22 protein-coding genes are annotated in these 13,181 nt (G+C 44.1%); 1 reads left to right on the top strand and 21 read right to left on the bottom strand.

What is annotated here, in order from left to right:
- Positions 1–155: 155 nt before the first annotated feature.
- The 10 genes from QN395_RS20085 to QN395_RS20040 form a co-directional block, all read right to left on the bottom strand.
- Positions 156–371, bottom strand: coding sequence for a hypothetical protein (locus QN395_RS20085; RefSeq protein WP_323492839.1), 216 nt, complete (start codon positions 369–371; stop codon positions 156–158).
- Positions 372–441: 70 nt separating this feature from the next.
- A complete protein-coding gene (locus tag QN395_RS20080) occupies positions 442–759 on the bottom strand; it encodes a hypothetical protein (RefSeq protein WP_323492838.1) in 318 nt (105 codons plus the stop codon).
- 2 nt (positions 760–761) lie between these two features.
- Positions 762–1,139, bottom strand: a complete 378-nt coding sequence (locus QN395_RS20075; RefSeq protein WP_323492837.1) for a type II toxin-antitoxin system VapC family toxin — start codon at positions 1,137–1,139, stop codon at positions 762–764.
- Positions 1,139–1,375 carry a type II toxin-antitoxin system Phd/YefM family antitoxin gene (locus QN395_RS20070; protein WP_323492836.1) on the bottom strand — a complete coding sequence of 79 codons (237 nt, stop codon included), beginning with the start codon at positions 1,373–1,375 and terminating at the stop codon, positions 1,139–1,141. Before QN395_RS20070 ends, QN395_RS20075 begins: the two co-directional genes overlap by 1 nt.
- 76 nt (positions 1,376–1,451) lie before the next feature.
- The gene (locus tag QN395_RS20065) at positions 1,452–2,129 is read right to left on the bottom strand and encodes a site-specific integrase (protein WP_323492835.1); all 678 of its coding nucleotides are present in this window, start codon (positions 2,127–2,129) and stop codon (positions 1,452–1,454) included.
- A gap of 178 nt (positions 2,130–2,307) precedes the next feature.
- Positions 2,308–2,634: a helix-turn-helix transcriptional regulator gene (locus QN395_RS20060; protein WP_323492834.1), complete on the bottom strand. Its 327-nt coding sequence runs from the start codon at positions 2,632–2,634 to the stop codon at positions 2,308–2,310.
- Positions 2,631–2,996, bottom strand: a complete 366-nt coding sequence (locus tag QN395_RS20055) for a type II toxin-antitoxin system RelE/ParE family toxin (RefSeq protein WP_323492833.1) — start codon at positions 2,994–2,996, stop codon at positions 2,631–2,633. Before QN395_RS20055 ends, QN395_RS20060 begins: the two co-directional genes overlap by 4 nt.
- Positions 2,997–3,326: 330 nt before the next feature.
- Positions 3,327–3,680 (bottom strand): hypothetical protein, encoded by a 354-nt coding sequence (locus tag QN395_RS20050; protein ID WP_323492832.1) that lies wholly within the window; start codon positions 3,678–3,680, stop codon positions 3,327–3,329.
- A gap of 765 nt (positions 3,681–4,445) precedes the next feature.
- Complete coding sequence (locus QN395_RS20045; RefSeq protein ID WP_323492831.1) at positions 4,446–4,922, bottom strand: hypothetical protein; 477 nt, start codon at positions 4,920–4,922, stop codon at positions 4,446–4,448.
- A gap of 242 nt (positions 4,923–5,164) precedes the next feature.
- Positions 5,165–5,911, bottom strand: coding sequence for a hypothetical protein (locus QN395_RS20040; RefSeq protein WP_323492830.1), 747 nt, complete (start codon positions 5,909–5,911; stop codon positions 5,165–5,167).
- A 187-nt stretch (positions 5,912–6,098) separates the two neighbouring features.
- Here QN395_RS20040 and QN395_RS20035 point away from each other — a divergent pair, with 187 nt between their 5' ends.
- Positions 6,099–6,374, top strand: a complete 276-nt coding sequence (locus QN395_RS20035; protein ID WP_323492829.1) for a hypothetical protein — start codon at positions 6,099–6,101, stop codon at positions 6,372–6,374.
- A 75-nt stretch (positions 6,375–6,449) separates the two neighbouring features.
- On the opposite strand, the gene QN395_RS20030 is transcribed toward QN395_RS20035, so the two are convergent.
- The 11 genes from QN395_RS20030 to QN395_RS19980 form a co-directional block, all read right to left on the bottom strand.
- The gene (locus QN395_RS20030; RefSeq protein ID WP_416352070.1) at positions 6,450–6,746 is read right to left on the bottom strand and encodes an addiction module antidote protein; all 297 of its coding nucleotides are present in this window, start codon (positions 6,744–6,746) and stop codon (positions 6,450–6,452) included.
- Positions 6,736–7,065, bottom strand: a complete 330-nt coding sequence (locus QN395_RS20025; protein WP_323492828.1) for a type II toxin-antitoxin system RelE/ParE family toxin — start codon at positions 7,063–7,065, stop codon at positions 6,736–6,738. The genes QN395_RS20030 and QN395_RS20025 overlap by 11 nt, the downstream gene beginning before the upstream one ends.
- A 215-nt stretch (positions 7,066–7,280) precedes the next feature.
- Positions 7,281–7,724 carry a hypothetical protein gene (locus QN395_RS20020; protein WP_323492827.1) on the bottom strand — a complete coding sequence of 148 codons (444 nt, stop codon included), beginning with the start codon at positions 7,722–7,724 and terminating at the stop codon, positions 7,281–7,283.
- A gap of 170 nt (positions 7,725–7,894) precedes the next feature.
- Entirely contained in the window at positions 7,895–8,497 is a 603-nt protein-coding gene (locus tag QN395_RS20015) for a DUF7007 domain-containing protein (protein ID WP_323492826.1), read from the bottom strand.
- A 103-nt stretch (positions 8,498–8,600) separates the two neighbouring features.
- Positions 8,601–8,819, bottom strand: a complete 219-nt coding sequence (locus QN395_RS20010) for a hypothetical protein (RefSeq protein ID WP_323492825.1) — start codon at positions 8,817–8,819, stop codon at positions 8,601–8,603.
- Positions 8,820–9,353: 534 nt separating this feature from the next.
- A complete protein-coding gene (locus tag QN395_RS20005) occupies positions 9,354–9,734 on the bottom strand; it encodes a hypothetical protein (protein WP_323492824.1) in 381 nt (126 codons plus the stop codon).
- Between the two features lie 769 nt (positions 9,735–10,503).
- Positions 10,504–10,686, bottom strand: a complete 183-nt coding sequence (locus QN395_RS20000) for a hypothetical protein (RefSeq protein ID WP_323492823.1) — start codon at positions 10,684–10,686, stop codon at positions 10,504–10,506.
- Positions 10,687–10,781: 95 nt separating this feature from the next.
- Positions 10,782–10,946, bottom strand: coding sequence for a hypothetical protein (locus QN395_RS19995; RefSeq protein ID WP_323492822.1), 165 nt, complete (start codon positions 10,944–10,946; stop codon positions 10,782–10,784).
- Positions 10,947–11,756: 810 nt separating this feature from the next.
- Positions 11,757–12,068: a hypothetical protein gene (locus QN395_RS19990; RefSeq protein ID WP_323492821.1), complete on the bottom strand. Its 312-nt coding sequence runs from the start codon at positions 12,066–12,068 to the stop codon at positions 11,757–11,759.
- Between the two features lie 127 nt (positions 12,069–12,195).
- Positions 12,196–12,417, bottom strand: a complete 222-nt coding sequence (locus QN395_RS19985; RefSeq protein ID WP_323492820.1) for a hypothetical protein — start codon at positions 12,415–12,417, stop codon at positions 12,196–12,198.
- 134 nt (positions 12,418–12,551) lie between these two features.
- Entirely contained in the window at positions 12,552–13,097 is a 546-nt protein-coding gene (locus QN395_RS19980) for a DUF7007 domain-containing protein (protein WP_416352071.1), read from the bottom strand.
- Between the last annotated feature and the right edge of the window lie 84 nt (positions 13,098–13,181).

Below are 13,181 nucleotides of genomic sequence, written 5' to 3'. Positions count from 1 at the left end.
ATTGACTTACAGAACTACCCCCACGCCAGTGCTCGATCTCCTACCGTCACTTATTGCACCTAAAACAAATCGACCCCAATTCTTGCTTGATTTGCTTGTGGCATATTTTCTTTCGGGATCAATTTAACTTGATTAAGTATAGTAACGCCGCGTTACTAAGTCAAGGCAATTATTAACTTTTCTAACTGATTTTTTGGTATTTCTTTTCCAAGCCCACTCAACTCATCCGCCAGCACTTTCGTCATCATGTAACGACGCACGGCAACGGGACAGCGCTCAAGCTCATAGCCCCGGCCAGCCACTACAGATGGCCAGTTGTGCTTGTAATTGGTGCCAGCGACCGCATTGAGATCAGCAAGAATGTCAGTCATAGATCGACCACTGGCACGTTCTATTGAGAGCCACCGTTCGTACAAGCCAGGGGTTGTTGAAATTTTCAAGTCATTCATCTTTCAAAGTATTCGCATTCGATTTAGGTTTGAATGAAAGGTCACTAATACGAAATTTGTCGCGACGATCGCCCATCAAGCCACGCAGATCCTTGATACTGATATCGGTGACCTCGTGCATGCGGATCAATAGTGACGCACCAATCGGTAATTTACGATGGCGTATTTTACTGATGACAGGTGGAGCCACTGCCAATACACGTGAGAGTGCTGCATCGTTTTTTAAGTGAAGGTGTTTGATTACCGCATCCAGCAATGGATCTGGATTGTATTTAATATCTTCTGCTGCTAAATCTAATAAATTGGCCATTTTTATACCATTTCAATAAGTTCTGAATATCCAGACAAAATGCCATCTGCAGTCAATAATTGCAGTGGCTCGCACAACGCTTGCGCTATTAAAATTCGATCAAACGGATCGCGATGAATCACAGGTAAATGCCTCACTTTGGCAGCATGTACCGGAGTGACGGATAACTCCTGAAATCCATTTTTGACGATCTCTGCGACTAAAACATCCACATCAACATCGAGCTTACCAATGCCAACTTTGATAGCCACTTCCCAAATCGACGCACTACTCACGTAGACCTCGGTCGCAGTCATGATCTTATGCCTGGCAGACTTGGAAAGTTGAGTACTGTCCTGAAGCCACCATAGATAAACATGGGTATCGAGCAATATCCGCATCAATGCCCCTCAAATGCATCTTGTAGCTCTGTCGGCAAGGGAGCATCAAAATCATCTGCAATCTTGATCTGTCCCTTCATGGAGCCTGGCTTACGCATAACTGTAGGTTCTTCAATCGGAACAAGCCTGGCCACCGGCTTTCCGGCCCTAGCGATCGTGACGTTACCACCCTGCAGAACGGTTTCAACTAATTTTGAAAACTGTGTTTTCGCTTCATGTATATTAATGGTTGGCATAATGCTCCTTTTTAAAACTTAGTTTAGTTTAGTCCATAATATATAAATAATCAAAAATGTTTCAAAACACCAAAAATTAAATCACTCCTTGTATCGCATCACGCATATTCACAGCATCAGCTTCCACCAATTTCTTAGCTGCCTTCAAACTCTTTAGACCGAGAATGTGGGCCACATCCTTGATATTGATCGCCCCCTTATTGTTTTGATAGAGTTTTACGGCGAATGTTCTCCTGGCACTGGCTGTAGTAAGACCATGTATGTTGGAATCACTCATAACCTTATTGAGTAAGCGCGTTAAAGAATTACTCTCTGTATAAGTCTTTCCATTTTTTTCTGCCGAATTAATTGAAAATCCTTGTCCATCACGTGCTAAGAACAAAGCAGATTTTGGCTGAAGCCCGCGATATCCACCACCCTCACCGGACCTGAGAGACACACCAAGTCCATGAAGTACACGATGTTCCAGATAGGCATCAATGGCTGCTACGACTTTAGGAGCTACCCACATCAATGGACGCTCGGTACCGTTAAATGCGATCTCAGCCCGAACCACACTTTCTGGGATAACTAAATTCGACCGCTTGCAATAATCTCGGACCTCTAATTGAGCTATTTCTTTGGGTGTCAATCCTGTTGCGAAGAGAGTGAATATCAGCGCAACGTTGCGCAGCCCGTGTTCATTACTTGAAATACGCGCTACTTTAATAATTTCTTTGAGCTGCTGGTCACTTACAAGTGGTGCTTTTGCCATGTCAGGAATAACTCGTAATTGGAATATTCCGATTGTAACAAGAAATTCGCTCTTAAAACTGATTTATGACGCGTTGACGCCACTCAACGGAAAATTTCCCTGGCCGTCAATCCGGCATCGGCACGAAATTTCGGACGAAAAAAAAACCGCCGAAGCGGGTTTGGTTGGTCATGGTTATTTAGGCAAAAACGACACTTGTTTTACCACTATGTTGAGAGCGTGATGCTTTTCGAATCACAATCTGGACATCTCTTCCTAGCCGGTTAAGACATTCCAACATTTTTGTCTCGCTAATTCCCCTGAACTGGCCACGTAACATCCCCGATAATTTGGGTTGAGTCATTCCAAGAATATCTGCTGCTTCTTGCTGGGTGATATGGCGATGTTTGATTATTTCGCTGATCTTGGCTGCCAGGCGCGACTTCACTTGCATTTCCCCCGCCTCTTCATAGCCGAGATCCGCATACACATTGCCACTGCCCTTCTCGATGTCGATTCCACTCATTTCTTTTCTCCTTCTGCATGCATTGCTGCCGCCGCTTTAAAACGTTCGTGAATCAGATCCATATCCGGCTTTGGCGTTTCACTGCCCTTGGTTGATTTTTTCTGGAAACAGTGCAAAACGTACACTGCGTCCTTGAATTTAACCGTGTAGACAGCGCGATAGGTGTCGCTATTAAAATCCTCAATAACTTCGAGGACAGAGGCCCCACCAAAACCACGTAGCGGTTTCACCCCGTCGAATTTCATTCCATCCTGTGCCATATTGAGCGCATGACCAAATGTGTCCTGAACTTCTGCTGGCAGAGCCTTCAAGTCTTTCTTTGAAGATCCCATCCAGTGGAGAGGTTTCTGTTTAATATTCATATTGAATTATACCTAAATGGGAATAATGTGTCGACTGTGAACTTTGTGCTTTGTTGCCTCTCAGTTACGGCAGAGGAACATCACCATTTTCAAAGAAAACAATACGACATTGCGCCGCGTTGCGTACGAAGCCCTTCCCAATATTTACCCATCGCAACGCAAGCGTTCTCCTTCCATTCTGAAAACACCGTGAGGCTTCATTTCGACACTTGGAAGCTTCTGATAGACTTTTGAAATACATTGTTATTCCTTCCGAATTGAAGGGACCCAGAAGGGTTCCCTCCTGGGTTGGTTTTAGTGCCGTCACCGGCGATTGATTAACTACTTTTCCTAGCGGGAAATCTTACGAATTCCACTCCATTCGTTGAACACATAGAATTTTGCTAGATCATCGGAACTAGTTACCATTACTTCATCGCTCACTTTTAAATCCATAATGGTTTCAAATGTGATTCGATTTAGTTTTAAGCCGATTAATTCTGCTTCCTTCTTAAGTCCAGAATAGAAGAGGTCCTGAAATTTTTGATACCAATTATTATCAATTGGAAGTTTTAAAGCTTCTGATAATTGATTGTGTTCCAAAAATTGCTGACGTGCTGAACGTAAAACACCAACGAATGCTAACAATGCCATTGTTACTGGAATGTCCTCATTTGCTGTTTTTACTTTGTCTAAAGTATTCATATTTACTCCAAGATTGGTTATAAATACGGAGCATCCCAGGCGGGATGCGTTCCGCACAGGTTGATTGATTACCGTTACCGGCGATGATTTGAGAAGTTACTTTTCCGTTAGACCATCTTTAATAGATGACTAATGAGATTCTTCAAACTTTCTGAGCGTCAGCCGGTGAGCAATTTCTCGCCCCCACCCGTACGATTCCTCTAGTGTTTCTGGATAGTGAGTTGTAAATGATGATCGAAACTCTCTCATGCCATTTAAAAACGCAAACAGTTGTTTCATATAAGCTCCATACGATTAAAAGCAGAGCAATCCCAAAACGGGATTTGCGTATCCGCTTTGGTTTGATTGAATGCCGTTACCGGCCTTGATTAACTACTTTTCCGACGTTAAACAAGGATATGTTTAGCCGAGAAAAATGCCACTCCCAAAAAAGGAAATGGCATTTGTGATTACGAAAATAACAACGGATATGTATTGCTATTGATTCCGTTTTCGCGACAAAAGATTGGACAGTCTGTCAGGAGCTTATTAAGCGTATCTTCCCGAGGCATGCCCTGCAGAATACGAAGCTGCCTTTCGCCGTTATGTCTAATATGCATTCGTGCAATGATCGTTCTTCGAATCATCACCTCATACGCATTTTTCTGTTTATATAGGGTTGTCATGATTTACTGCTCCTATGCTTATGCGGAGCATCCCAGGCGGGATGCTTTCCGCACTGGTTGATTGAATTGCCTCAAATCGAGGCGTTGAAAACTACAATTCCTAGTGCAAGGCACCAAAAAATTTCTGCCTGATTAAATCCTTGCCCTGTTGGGCTGTCATGCCCATCATTTCAAGTAACTCAGCATGCATTTTTTCAACAGTTTCTTTGGCAAGGGTTGCAACCTCGGCAAATATCATTGTTTGATCGAACTCGACGTCATCCAACATTTCATGGAAGACCTCGAAGTTGCGACTCATTTCACCTTGACCGTCTTTCATGTAAATCACTGAAACACTAATTTTCAAGTCTAAATTGTCCAAGCGTGGCTGAACAGAGATTGAAAACATATTTGATAGTTTTACATTGAGATCAAGCGAAAACGTTGCAGGGTTAGCTTCAAAGTCTTTGTTAAAGACTTGATGCTTCTCGAACTCAACTGAGTCGCAAAATTCACGTTCAAATATTTCGTACAAATCCCTCACATCGCTACGAGATTTGCACTTCCTTGCTTGCTTCAAAAATTGATTGATTTTCATATTGTTCCTAAATAAAAACTAGCGGAACATCCCCAAAGCGGAGATGCGTAGCCGCTTTGTTGATTGATGCCTCGATTGAGGCATTTAATTGTTGAATTCTATTCAGTTACTCTGAACAGAATACTTTTCCGACGTTAAAGACGGAGATGTGTTGGAAAGAAAAATGCCACTCCCAAAAAAGGAAATGGCATTTGTGTTTAAAGTGAGTGCGATTATTACCGCACCAGCTTTTCTAATGATTGTTAGTCGTTAGCTGTAACTAGACGATGAACTATGTCGTCAATCGTGGATGATTCCGTTCCGATATTGTAATCAGATGGAGTACTGCCGGGCTGGTCACAAATCCCATCAGTCCACACATCGGAAATGAGACCTTCGTGAGTTGCATTAATATGCAGTTCACCACGTCCATCTTCACCGTCGACCATCACGTTTTGATAGATGATACGAACACCTTCTTTAGCTGCTATGAAGTTTTGTCCACCATTGAGGCTGACCAAAATTTCTTCTTTAGTACATTTTTGAGCTGACGATGATTGTGCATCATGCCAACTTTGTTGAGCTCGATCACATAATTCGTTAAGTTCATCGAGAGTGATGTCCATGGTATCTGTTAATGCCTGCGTATCGAGCAATTGTGACGCCATAATTTCTGCGATTAATCGTGGGAATTGAATGTCATTACGATTCCATAAACTCTTTTTTTGCATGTCAGCTATATTCTGTGCTTTTGAACTAGCAGATTTTGCTAAGAGATCCGTGATTTCTTCAAGGGAGGATATCCCGTCCAAAAATGACCATCGGGGACCTGTAAAAGCGTGTTCAGTGAGATTTGCACCTTTCACTCCATCATGAAAAACAACGTCATATTCCGTCGGTGTTTGTTCGCTATGAATGGCATAAACAACTCCTTCACCTCTGTCCAGCGAATCAGTGTACACACGAGTACCGATGACGATTGGTCTTACTTTTGTTTTAATGCGTTTCATTTATGACTCCTGAAAAGCGGAGCAATCCCAAAGGGGATTTGCGTACCCGCTTTGGTTGTTGATTGAATTACCGTTACCGGCATTGATTAACTACTTTTCCGACGTTAAAGACGGATATGTGACTTCGAAATTAATGCCGTGGAACGGCGCTTAAAATGATTGAGCAAAGCTCATCAATGCGCCTGGCATGGATGAACTTGAAGTGGTGCTGTTGAAAATACTGGCTGACCCAGCTGCATTTATCGTGCGAGCACGAAAAAATTCTGTCATCTGCGCAAATACGCACGCGACAAAACTCTGTTTGAATAATGGTTTGGCAGGAATGCCAATGGATGTTCAGGATAACCCTGATACTTGCAGATGCTGGTTTAGCCGCCAGCTCGATCTATTCCGTGCCTCTGAGAGACGGGTGAAACTCACTTCTTCAAACGGTGCTAGTTGCCCAGCTTTAATTCTCAAATAATACACCAATTTCAGTTTAGAACAAGAAAAAACCCTCGATCCTTTGCAGGAAAGAGGGCTTGGTTTAAATTCAGCTTTAAGCGTTAGCAGGTTCGCTGCTTGCATGCAATGTCAACCCGAGCGCTTTAGTAACTTTGATGATTGTCGAGAACTCTGGATTTCCAACGCCAGACAAAGCGCGATAGAGATTTTCTCGTGACAGCCCGGTATCTTTCGATACTTGACTCATCCCTCGTGCCTTTGCAATATCTCCCAATGCGGCGGCGATCAATGCTGGGTCTCCATCAGCTAGACACGCATCAAAATATCCGATCATGTCTTGGTCTGTTTGGAGATGTTCTACAACATCCCACTTAGTTAGTTTAATACCCACTATTACTCTCCTTCATTTCGCGAGCCATGTTCAGCGCGTTAGCAATATCACGATTCTGTGATGACTTGTCGCCTCCGGCCAGCAAGATAACAACTTCAATCCCATGTCGCATCGTATAGATTCGGTAGCCGGGTCCAAAATTAATTTTGATTTCGGTTACCCCTTCACCAACTGGTTCACTATTACCAAAATTTCCCAGTTCTACTCGCCGTAATCGCGCCAAAATTATGTTCTTGGCCTTACGATCACGTAAATTAACAAACCACTCGGCATAAACGTCTGTTTTAACGATTTGTAGCATGTTTTGATTGTAGCTCATGCGCTACAGGTTGCAAGTGTTATTTGCAGCATGCGGTTCTCCTTGTAGAAATGCCGCGTGTCCTTTAAAGGAACATGCGGCATGCGTTGTTTTAATTGCCTCGGTTGAGGCTCTATTCACTACTTTTCCGACGTTAAAGATGGAGATGTGGTGACAAGAAAAATGCCACCCCCGAAGGGAATGGCATTTTTGTTTGAAATATTGGCGATTTACAGCTACCCCAACATTTCCGCTTTCAGCTGATCTTTAAGAATTTGCAACCCCTTGTTCTGGAATTGTTCCCCGAGATACCCTTCGTACGGTGCTGTGGTAATAAAAACACGGCATGACAACTCGAAGTTGACACCACGATGAGCTCCGGATTCTCCATGATGAAAAAACCAAAACGTCCCTGGTAACTTCATTCCTGTTCGTGTAATTGCTACCAAAGGTGTTCCCGGGTTAAGTCCACCACTAAAACTGGCTAAACCTGCTGCCCCAAGGTAGAACGAACCTGACGGAGAAGTCTGAAGGGAATTTTCATGCTCATGGCTAAAGCGCTCCAATTCACCGGTTGGGAACAAAATATAATCCCCTACCAGCGGCTTAACGATCTGACTGCGAGCAGCGAAATATGCCTGCTTGATCAGTTCGTCTTTTTCGTCAAATTTGAAAAACATTTTTTCTCCTCTCGAAGATCAATATGCCGATGTTAGTTGGCGAATGATCTATTGAGCTATTATTGATAGTCCGTTGCGGACAGTTGATTTAGCTGTTCAAACTCTGAACAGAATACTTTTCCAACGTTGATTAAACCCTTTTCGTTAGTCAGGTGAACCTTCAAATCTTCCTACATCGCATACTGCGGCATAGGAATGGTTTGATGACGTGCCTGGTCCACTACGAATGTGCCTGCTTTACCAACAACCAGGTTTTTTCGCGTCTCGTACTCTTCCTTTGGCACCAGACAATAGATTCGGTCGCCGTCAGAATCGCGTCTCGCCAGAACTCCGACCATATCTTTCGGAACTCCCTCTTGCCAGTCGCCCCATGCCGCCGATACGACAAACTCTTCTCTTACTTGCGCCTTGAGTAGCCGCTCATCGTTCACATAGGAATCACCGATCTGAAGTACCTTACCGGCAAATTTCTCATACGCATCTGGATACCAGTTTTTGAGGCTGTTCCACGCGCATTCCATTTGGAATTCTCCCGTTGTCCAGTTGGTAGTATTAGCCCAATTGCGCCAATCTGCCTCGAAGACTACTGCCGGTATTGCCCATGCACAATCTTCTTCGTACGCACCTGAATCAATTCGCATGTATTCCGGAATCAATGCATTCTTGGTTGGGCTAACGAGCACCCCACCATGTCCTGCGGTGCTGACGGAACGAATACCACGTGCAATGTTTTTAACGGTCTGGGCTATGCCCCAAGGTGATGATGTTGTCATTTTAATTTACTCCTATTAATTACGGAGCATCCCCAGTGGGAATGCCCACTGGGTTGATTGATTGCCGTTACCGGCATTGATGTGAAAAAATACTTTTCCGACGTTATGCAGTCCAGCCAGCAGGCAAATGCGCTCTGCCTTCAAGCCGGTTGAAATTTGCAAGTATGTCCTTCACTGAGGAATCTGAAAATACAGTGCGACCCTCTTGCATCAGGCTGAGTTTACCGAATGGTTTACGCTCAAGAACGAAAAACACACGACCCTTCGTTTCATTCTTTAACATCCAGCGGCTTGCTACTGGTGTTTGTGCTTCTCGGCCCATGGTTGTGTTCCTCTTAAATAAAATAAGAGAATGCCCAAGAAGGACATTCCCTCCTGGGTTGATTTGAATTGCCTCGGGTGAGGCGTTGATTAACTACTTTTCGAACGTTAAAGTCGGAGATGTGTTGGCAAGAAAAATGCCACTCCCAAGAAAAGGAATGACATTTGTGTTTCAAGTGTCGGTGAGGGACTGATACACCTACTTATCTTGATTAATTACACCAAACCAAATTCCAATTGCAGCAGTCTAGTGTTATCAGCTTTGAGTTCCGACGTGGATTTTTTATGAAGTACCAAGGGAACCGGCCAAAGAATTGGGTGCATTCTTTATCTTTGTAAATAACCGTATCCAGTTTATTTGAAAATCCAAGAAGTTTATCAAGTGGTTCGGTAGATTTTTCTTTCTTTGCGAATACCGTAAGTAAAGTCATTTTTTGCTCCAAAAATATATAGTGGAACATTTCCCAGTGGGAGATGCCCACTGGGTTGAATGAATTGCCGTTACCGGCCTTGATTAACTACTTTTCCTTCGGTTTTAAATCCCACCAAAGTCACGGATAACTTCTGATGCAAATCCACATTCACCCGCTTCGACGTTGGCGCGTACTACTGCTAACAAAGCTTCCGTGGGATTGGACTGCTGCATGATTAACGCTATGGCTTCAGTTGGGCTGTCAAATTGACGACCTGCATCAAAGACGGGTATGGCTTCCATTTCATCACCAATCGTATTGTTTTCGTGGTCAGCGATGTATGCGGCAATGCCTTCGTCTAAAAACTCCTTCTTGATTCGGCGAGCTTCCTCAAGATTGTCAGTCTTATTGTCACATTGGCCTTCACCATGCCAGACGTAGTACTGCGTTTTTTCGTTCTCTAGCGTTTGGATGAGATCGAAAGATCCAAGATCCCCTCCCATTAAATTATCGAGTGCGCTTTCAAGACATCGTTCGGCTTGTGGTTCATCTAGATGCGCGGGAAACCTCGGGGTTCAGCCCGGGGAGGTAGAGCGCCGGCTGCAAAGCAGCCGATGCGTTTTGGGCCATTACCTGTTCGCGTCCTATATTGCGGCCCGGTTAAATTAGTGCAAGGCTTTTAACCTCCGCTGGGCCTTGCGGCTCTGCCCTTACGGGCCTGGTGACGCGCACCTTGCGGTGCGTCTCCCCTCGGCAATGTCAGCAGTCGGCTCCTGCCAGGTGTCTTACGACGCCTGGCAGCGGTTATTACCTTGGGCGTTTTTCCTTTCGCCTTCTTGATAACCACCTTACAGAGCAGCAGACTGAGGAAGCATCTGCTGGTGTGTCTGAACGACCTACTACTAACGTAAGCGGGCTGGTTACCGCTTTGCCTGGTCAACCTAGCTCGTTGCCCTTCGACTTCAAGCTCCGTCCTTTAGGGCGGGGTAGTTGACTTTCTGCCTTGACAGAAATGGCTACTGTAATTACAAAATTAGACATAATATTCCTTAGAAAATAAGCGGAATATCCCCATGCGGGGATATGTTCCCGCAGGTTGATTGATTACCTCTGAAAAGAGGAGATGTGACTTCGAAATTAATGCCGTGAAACGGCGCTTAAAATACTTTAGCAGAGCTCATCAATGCGCCTGGCATGGATGAACTTGAAGTGATGCTTTGAAAATACTGGATAGCCCAGCTGCATTTATCGTGCAGGCACGAAAAAATTCTGTCATCTGCGTAAATACGCACGCGACATGATTCTGTATAAGTGATGGTTTGGCAGGGATGCCAATGATTGTTCAGGATAACCTGTAATTGCAGATGCTGGTTTAGCCGCCAGCTCGATCAGTGCCTCTGAGAGGCGGGTAAAAATAACTTCTATTTTTAACGATGCCAGTTGCCTAGCGGTCATTCTTACATAATACACGAAATTTAGGCCGAGACAAGAAAAAACCCTCGATCCTTGAGGAAAGAGGGTTTTGTATTTTTGTATTGCTTTAGAGAAAATTATTTGTGATCGATCGAACGTAATTGGTGTTTTTTACCATTCACATTAGGCCGCTTTATCTCGTTTTTTGCGGTTCGATAGATGGCGACAAAAGGTGCTGCCCAAACGCGCAAATCATCCTTCGCCACTTCTTTGATGTGGGTCAAAATTGAATAATTGTTCATGATGTCATATCCTTAATTTCTTTGTAGCTCTTAACCACAATGTAATACGTCACGCTCACAACGTCAATGCCAAGAATAGCAGATTCAAGAAATTTCAGGGCATAGATCACGAATCCGTGAATTCTCAAGTGTGTTTCTAGTAACTCAACGAGAATGTTCAATCCGACAGCTGGAGCACCAACAATCAAAAAAATTAATGTTCCTACAACGGCGTGCGTTCCAAAATTGACGACCGGCATGTACCAAGGTTTATGCATATTTTATTTGATTCTCTCTTGAAAATTTAAGAGGAAACTACCCAGCAGGGCGTTCCCTCCAGAGTGGTTGATTGCCGTTACCGGCATTGATGTGAAAAACTACTTTTCCGACGTTAAAGACGGATATGTGACTTCAAAATTAATGCCGATGATCGGCGCTTAAAATGATTGAGCAAGGCTCATCGATGCACGGTGCATGGATGAACTTGAAGTGCTGCTTTGAAAATACTGGATGAACCAGCTGCATTTATCGTGACGAGCACGAAAAAATTCTGTCATCTGCGCAAGTACGCACGCGACAAGACTCTGTTTAAATGATTGGTTGGCAGAAATGCCAATGGATGTTCAGGATAACCTGATACTTGCAGATGCTGGTTTAGCCGCCAGCTCGATCTGTAGTCCATGCCTCTGAGAGACGGGTAAAACAAACTTCTATTTCTAACGATGCCAGTTCCCTAGTGAAGATTCCCAAATAATACACCAATTTCAGTTTGGAACAAGAAAAAACCCTCTATCCTTTGTAGGAAAGAGGGCATTTAAATTAATCCAAAAATCAACGTATATACGTTTTCAAAAGAATTGTGAGGATCGTAAGACTTAACCCAATTGAGGTTCCGACCATCCATTTAAGCAGTACCATTTCACCACCCATGGTTGCCAGTTTATTTTCGATCTTCAGCTCACTCGATTCGATCTTATTTGTCAGATTGCGTTCAATCGCGACAAGATCACCTGGAAATGCTACCGACTTCCCAAGGACGTCCGCCATCAATTTTGATTGCAATTCAGCATTAGCCGCCGATACACCGGCAGTTTCAAGTTTTCTTGCATAATCGAGGGTATCAAATTGTATTGACATCGCCATTTCTTACTCCTTTGCCTAATAATAGCAGAATACACCAAAGAATTCGCCGTTAGGTCGAATCCGATGGCTGTTGATTGAGCGACCGGTATTCTTACCGGCGTTTGATTTGAAACTACTTTTCCTTGAACTATGTACCCATAACCTGTGGTTGTTGGGTGTCCAGGTTTGCCAGATCTTCTTGTCGAACATACTGCTCTAACAAATTGAGCACAACCTTAAGACTTACTGCGCGGTTATCGAAAAAGCAGTTGTCATGTCGTTTAATTGCAGCTGCGATATTGGTTGCATGCAATACCAGAGCATCAGCAGCATCTTCGGGTGACATCTTGTCATTAATTTGTAGATACATAAAATACCTCAAAAATTGATGGAAACCAGAACGGTTCCCTTATGGTTGATTAATTGCCGTTACCGGCGTTGATTAACTACTTTTCCAATGTTGATTAAACATTTTTTGTTAGTCAGGTGAACCTTCAAATCTTCCTACATCGCATACTGTGGCATAGGAATGGTTTGATGACGTGCCTGGTCCACTACGAATGTGCCTGCTTTACCAACAACCAAGTTTTTTCGCGTCTCGTACTCTTCCTTTGGTACCAAACAATAGATTCGGTCGCCGTCAGAATCGCGTCTCGCCAGAACTCCGACCATACCTTTCGGAACGCCCTCTTGCCACTCGCCCCATGCTGCCGATACGACAAACGCCTCTCTGACTTGCGCTTTGAGTAGCCGCTCATCGTTCACGTAGGACTCACCGATCTGAAGTACCTTACCGGCAAATTTCTCATACGCATCTGGATACCAGTTTTTGAGGCTGTTCCACGCGCATTCCATTTGGAATTCTCCCGTTGTCCAGTTGGTAGTATTAGCCCAATTGCGCCAATCTGCCTCGAAGACTACTGCCGGTATTGCCCATGCACAATCTTCTTCGTACGCACCTGAATCAATTCGCATGTATTCCGGAATCAATGCATTCTTGGTTGGGCTAACGAGCACCCCTCCATGTGCTGCGGTGCTGACGGAACGAATACCACGTGTGTCAAACAGCGTGCAATACTTACCAGATTAGGGGTGGAAACAGCGTCCAAAAGTTTCCACCCTAGTGTGTCACCA

Origin of the sequence: Undibacterium sp. RTI2.2, assembly GCF_035018705.1 — a bacterium.
Taxonomy (GTDB): domain Bacteria; phylum Pseudomonadota; class Gammaproteobacteria; order Burkholderiales; family Burkholderiaceae_D; genus Undibacterium.
The sequence above is the reverse complement of the archived record's forward strand: the minus strand, read 5'-3'. Positions and strand labels throughout refer to the sequence as shown.

Bases quoted from the DNA above. Each gene is read 5' to 3' on its own strand.
- QN395_RS20015 (WP_323492826.1), bottom strand. From the start codon at position 8,497: ATGACAACATCATCACCTTGGGGCATAGCCCAGACCGTTAAAAACATT.
- QN395_RS20025 (WP_323492828.1), bottom strand. From the start codon at position 7,065: ATGAGCTACAATCAAAACATGCTACAAATCGTTAAAACAGACGTTTAT.
- QN395_RS20055 (WP_323492833.1), bottom strand. From the start codon at position 2,996: ATGAATATTAAACAGAAACCTCTCCACTGGATGGGATCTTCAAAGAAA.
- QN395_RS20010 (WP_323492825.1), bottom strand. From the start codon at position 8,819: ATGGGCCGAGAAGCACAAACACCAGTAGCAAGCCGCTGGATGTTAAAG.
- QN395_RS20080 (WP_323492838.1), bottom strand. From the start codon at position 759: ATGGCCAATTTATTAGATTTAGCAGCAGAAGATATTAAATACAATCCA.
- QN395_RS20085 (WP_323492839.1), bottom strand. From the start codon at position 371: ATGACTGACATTCTTGCTGATCTCAATGCGGTCGCTGGCACCAATTAC.
- QN395_RS20035 (WP_323492829.1), top strand. From the start codon at position 6,099: ATGGATGAACTTGAAGTGGTGCTGTTGAAAATACTGGCTGACCCAGCT.
- QN395_RS20020 (WP_323492827.1), bottom strand. From the start codon at position 7,724: ATGTTTTTCAAATTTGACGAAAAAGACGAACTGATCAAGCAGGCATAT.
- QN395_RS20050 (WP_323492832.1), bottom strand. From the start codon at position 3,680: ATGAATACTTTAGACAAAGTAAAAACAGCAAATGAGGACATTCCAGTA.
- QN395_RS19990 (WP_323492821.1), bottom strand. From the start codon at position 12,068: ATGGCGATGTCAATACAATTTGATACCCTCGATTATGCAAGAAAACTT.
- QN395_RS20005 (WP_323492824.1), bottom strand. From the start codon at position 9,734: ATGGGAGGGGATCTTGGATCTTTCGATCTCATCCAAACGCTAGAGAAC.
- QN395_RS20045 (WP_323492831.1), bottom strand. From the start codon at position 4,922: ATGAAAATCAATCAATTTTTGAAGCAAGCAAGGAAGTGCAAATCTCGT.
- QN395_RS20000 (WP_323492823.1), bottom strand. From the start codon at position 10,686: ATGACCGCTAGGCAACTGGCATCGTTAAAAATAGAAGTTATTTTTACC.
- QN395_RS20060 (WP_323492834.1), bottom strand. From the start codon at position 2,634: ATGAGTGGAATCGACATCGAGAAGGGCAGTGGCAATGTGTATGCGGAT.
- QN395_RS19995 (WP_323492822.1), bottom strand. From the start codon at position 10,946: ATGAACAATTATTCAATTTTGACCCACATCAAAGAAGTGGCGAAGGAT.
- QN395_RS20070 (WP_323492836.1), bottom strand. From the start codon at position 1,375: ATGCCAACCATTAATATACATGAAGCGAAAACACAGTTTTCAAAATTA.
- QN395_RS20040 (WP_323492830.1), bottom strand. From the start codon at position 5,911: ATGAAACGCATTAAAACAAAAGTAAGACCAATCGTCATCGGTACTCGT.
- QN395_RS20065 (WP_323492835.1), bottom strand. From the start codon at position 2,129: ATGGCAAAAGCACCACTTGTAAGTGACCAGCAGCTCAAAGAAATTATT.
- QN395_RS19985 (WP_323492820.1), bottom strand. From the start codon at position 12,417: ATGTATCTACAAATTAATGACAAGATGTCACCCGAAGATGCTGCTGAT.
- QN395_RS20075 (WP_323492837.1), bottom strand. From the start codon at position 1,139: ATGCGGATATTGCTCGATACCCATGTTTATCTATGGTGGCTTCAGGAC.